Source organism: Rickettsia sp. (assembly GCF_965035265.1).
Genome location: NZ_CBCDJS010000112.1, coordinates 1 through 3,782 on the forward strand (window position 1 = coordinate 1; position 3,782 = coordinate 3,782).

Genomic DNA, 3,782 nt, shown 5'->3' on the forward strand with positions numbered 1-3,782 from the left:
AAAAACTTCTGATGCTTCCTTTTGGCTCCTTCCTTTCTTTAGGTAATTTATTACTTTCTTCCTTAAATCTTCACTATATGGACTTGTTGACATTTTTCCTTGTATATTATCTTATTATTGCACCTAATACTATATGATTTACTATATACATTTGTTCTATTTGGTCATTTATTTTATCTTTTTCTGAAAATACAAATAACTTATGAATAATATTGTTTTCGATTCTATTTATTACAGTTGTTCCAAAATTATCGTTAGAACAGTTTAAAACATCTTCAAATAACTTGTTTAATTTACAATCATTTTCAAGCTCTATGCGTGTTAATAATCTTAATTCATCTAGCCGAAAATATTGTCTAATCTCTTCAAGTGCCAAATAGCTGCCACGGTTATTATTAAGAAGTTTGTATAAAAATATTTTATCTAAATAAGCTGGTATTATTTTTAAGTCTTTATTAATAATTTGTTGTTTATAAAAAGATAATTTACGCATAAAAGTTACAACTGTAGCTATAAGTGCCGTAAATAAAAGAAAGGATAAATTTATTGATTGAAAAAACATATTGTTACCATTGTTAAATTAATTCAATCAACAGTGGCATAGTATTTCTTATATTACAATCTAAAAATGAATTTAATTTCTACATTTGCTCTTTTAGTTACTAAACTTGTTTATCATATATTTATCGTACCACTAATAGAGGAAAGTAATTTTTTTGATAATTCTTTCGTCCAAGCTGCATCTCGGCTAGCTACTTCAGCCTTGCCGCCTAACTCCTTATATGTTCCGGCGTTATTAAAGCCAACGCTCATCTGCATACCACTCATGCGTTCTTGTATTACGTCCTGCAAACTCTCTACTACTAAATTTTTTGCTCTGACTTTTACTTCTGCTGCCTGTATACGAATGCCGCTAACTCTACCGTCGCCTTGCAGATCAATTTCTAATAAGAAAATTTATAATCCACGCTTCTTCCACCATTCATCAGTACGAAATTCCTGAGGAATACGCTTATCTTTTGTATACTCTCCAATATCAGTTTCTATTCCCTGTTCATCTAATATATCAAAAAATTCATGTCTTAATCTTTTAGGTAAATTTTTTCCACACCAAGGACAATAGGACATAGTAATAATATTAAGACTCCCTTTTATTTCAATATAATACTCTCTAAACACTGGATCATACTTTATAGGGTCTCTAGGTTCTGATAAGAATATTTTCATATCTTTACAACAATACATTATATTTCCTTACTTATTAATTAAGTTTTAGAGGTCTATGACCTGTAACATCTTTCATTTTTACTTTACCATTTACAGGATCTAATGCATCTATCGGTTGACCATGACGATCATACATTTCAATCTCTTTATGTAAATTATCCCATTGATAATATCTAAGATTTCTACCGGTTAATCCATTTGTTTTAGTTGCTTTCCCTTCAATTTTTCTATAAAACCTTAATTCTTTCCATACTAGACTTTCAGATTGTTCGCATTCATAAAAATCTGTTTCCTCTTTCTTTTTAAAATGAGCAAATGGATCGTCATCATCTGGATCTCCTCCCGGCAGAGAAGCACTGTTGCTGACATTATGTGCCGAGGTAGTAGGCTTGCTACCTTTATTCCCATGCTTACTTCTTTCTATTATATCATCGCTTCCTAAACCTTGAAAACACAAAATGATAGCTTTTTCAAGTAAACCAAGTTTATCAAGTATGATAAGTAAAGGGGTAATTTGTTTATTTAAATAGGCATTTTCTACTATATTTGTTGAATAAGAACTCGGACTATTCTGTAGTAATGCAGCCCCAACATCACTATATGACATAGGTTGCTCGTTCAAACCTATAAGCGGTGGTGGTAGCGGCATAAGCCGCCCCATTGCTAACCTAGTTTCTGTTAATTCAGGATGACTCTCTAATTTTTTACTTAAATTATAAGTGATTATTGCTAGTTCTTCTTTAACATTTTGCGGTAGATTATTTTCATATTTTTCTTCAAACGCTCTTTTTATGTCAGCAAGTTCAGCTTTTTCTGCTTGAGTCATATTATTAGGTAAAGTATTTAAGTCACTTTTTATTTCTTCTAATAATTTCTCTTTTTCTTGCTCCGTTAGATTTTGCTCTTCTTCAAATTCCTCCCTAACATCACCATCATCCCCTGCACCTACAGCAGTACCACGCAGGGCAGAAGAGATAAACTCCACCATATCACTCACAGGGACAGTGGCACGTAAGGACGCTTGTTCACCGGTGGTAGTGCCGATTTGACTGTTGACGTTGCGGCTTAGTTCAGGAGGTAGATTACCGCCGCCGGTTAGCTTTATCTCACCCGTGCCGATAACCGGTAAAATATCTCGTGACTGCTCATTAAAGCCGCAGACCACAGGGATACCGACGCCCCATTTGAGCTTGCCGTCGTTACCTGCTTTTTTCGTTAAGGTGACTCCAAGCCCGAAGCTCTTGCCGTTATCGTAGTCGTGTAGCTGCTTTGCTACTATGCTACCTGCTTCAACGTAAAGCCTGCCTTTATCAGTCAAGCTGCCATCAGGATTTACCTCAGCATTAGCAATTAAACCGCCTGCAATCTCTAGAGTCTGCTGCGCTACTACATGTGTTACTTGCGTACCGATTATGCTGCCTACTGCCTTTGTCCACGCAGCACTACGGCTAGCTACTTCAGCCTTGCCGCCTAGCTCTTTATATGTTCCGGCGTTATTAAAGCCAACGCTCATCTGCATTCCTGACATCCGTTCTTGTATTACGTCCTGCAAACTCTCAACTACTAAATTCTTTGCTCTCTTAATAGCTATTGTTCTTTACCATAGTTAGGAAATTGAAGTTTATAATATTCTTCGTATTCTTCATTAAAATTATATTTCTTATCATTTGCATCCATTAAATCAAAAAGTTTCTTTGCACCGCTATAGACCTTATGCCACTCGGGGTGATTGAGATATGAGGCATCAGGTTGATTTTCTCCTATATTTTCTGTTAATTCATCAAACCATTTACAAAACTCATAAACTTGTTTTGCTTCTTCTTCATTGTAAAAATATTTTCCTATATTTTCTTTCTTGTATTCATGTAATTCACAATCATTATATAAGTTTTCTAAAGCATAAAACATTAGACTGCTCCAGTACCCATAGGGATATTTATATGAATCCTTAAGCCATTCAACTTTTTGTTTCTTTAAGTTAGCTAATTCTTCAAAGGAACCTTTTATTTCTATCCTTAATGCATGATGTTTAATTTTAAGGCTTGGTGAAAGTTGTCCATTTTTTTATCCATTCTTCTAAATTAATATCTTTTAATTTAATATGTGCTTCACTTATTTGACTTGGTTTAAGATTTGGTATTACTTCAATAATTTCACCTGTAACAGGATTTATGACTTCAGTAGCTTTCATACCATCGTTATATTTTAGTTGATTTCCATATTTGCTAATCCTAAGACTTTTATCATAAACGGTCATATATGTTTCCCGTTGATAAGGCAAAGGGGCTTTAGGGTCTCCTTTCATTATTCTTATTCCATTTACTCCATCTCCATACCTTATACCTACTCCTTTCTCACTAAACTTAGCAGGACCAAGTTTTTTAGGGATCGCTTCAACAATTTCAGGTATAATGGCCTGAAAAATCAAGACAAAATATATGAACAATGTACTTGGTAATGTTGCTTAAAATTAAGCTGCTATTTGTTCATAATGTTGTACGTAATCCAGATAAACATTCATAGGTTTTTTATACCCAATACTTGAATGGAATCTT

General features: G+C 33.9%; 7 protein-coding genes. All 7 read right to left on the bottom strand.

The annotated features are described in order from the left end of the window. Positions 1-93: IS630 transposase-related protein (locus AC1Z7D_RS06390; RefSeq protein WP_482601266.1), on the bottom strand; the 93-nt coding region annotated here is incomplete at its 3' end. 13 nt (positions 94-106) lie between these two features. After that, the gene (locus AC1Z7D_RS06395) at positions 107-562 is read right to left on the bottom strand and encodes a hypothetical protein (RefSeq protein ID WP_482602967.1); all 456 of its coding nucleotides are present in this window, start codon (positions 560-562) and stop codon (positions 107-109) included. Positions 563-675: 113 nt separating this feature from the next. Then, complete coding sequence (locus AC1Z7D_RS06400; RefSeq protein WP_482602969.1) at positions 676-852, bottom strand: hypothetical protein; 177 nt, start codon at positions 850-852, stop codon at positions 676-678. 105 nt (positions 853-957) lie between these two features. Beyond that, entirely contained in the window at positions 958-1,245 is a 288-nt protein-coding gene (locus tag AC1Z7D_RS06405) for a DUF6980 family protein (RefSeq protein WP_482602971.1), read from the bottom strand. A 16-nt stretch (positions 1,246-1,261) separates the two neighbouring features. Further along, positions 1,262-2,779, bottom strand: coding sequence for a hypothetical protein (locus AC1Z7D_RS06410; protein WP_482602973.1), 1,518 nt, complete (start codon positions 2,777-2,779; stop codon positions 1,262-1,264). A 35-nt stretch (positions 2,780-2,814) separates the two neighbouring features. Then, positions 2,815-3,261, bottom strand: coding sequence for an SCO4402 family protein (locus AC1Z7D_RS06415; protein WP_482602977.1), 447 nt, complete (start codon positions 3,259-3,261; stop codon positions 2,815-2,817). Between the two features lies 1 nt (position 3,262). Then, on the bottom strand, positions 3,263-3,655 hold the full coding sequence (locus AC1Z7D_RS06420) for a hypothetical protein (protein WP_482602975.1): 393 nt from the start codon (positions 3,653-3,655) through the stop codon (positions 3,263-3,265). Between the last annotated feature and the right edge of the window lie 127 nt (positions 3,656-3,782).

What these genes read in the sequence shown, in the direction of transcription:
- AC1Z7D_RS06395 (WP_482602967.1), bottom strand. Translation starts at nt 562, where the DNA reads ATGTTTTTTCAATCAATAAATTTATCCTTTCTTTTATTTACGGCACTT.
- AC1Z7D_RS06405 (WP_482602971.1), bottom strand. Translation starts at nt 1,245, where the DNA reads ATGTATTGTTGTAAAGATATGAAAATATTCTTATCAGAACCTAGAGAC.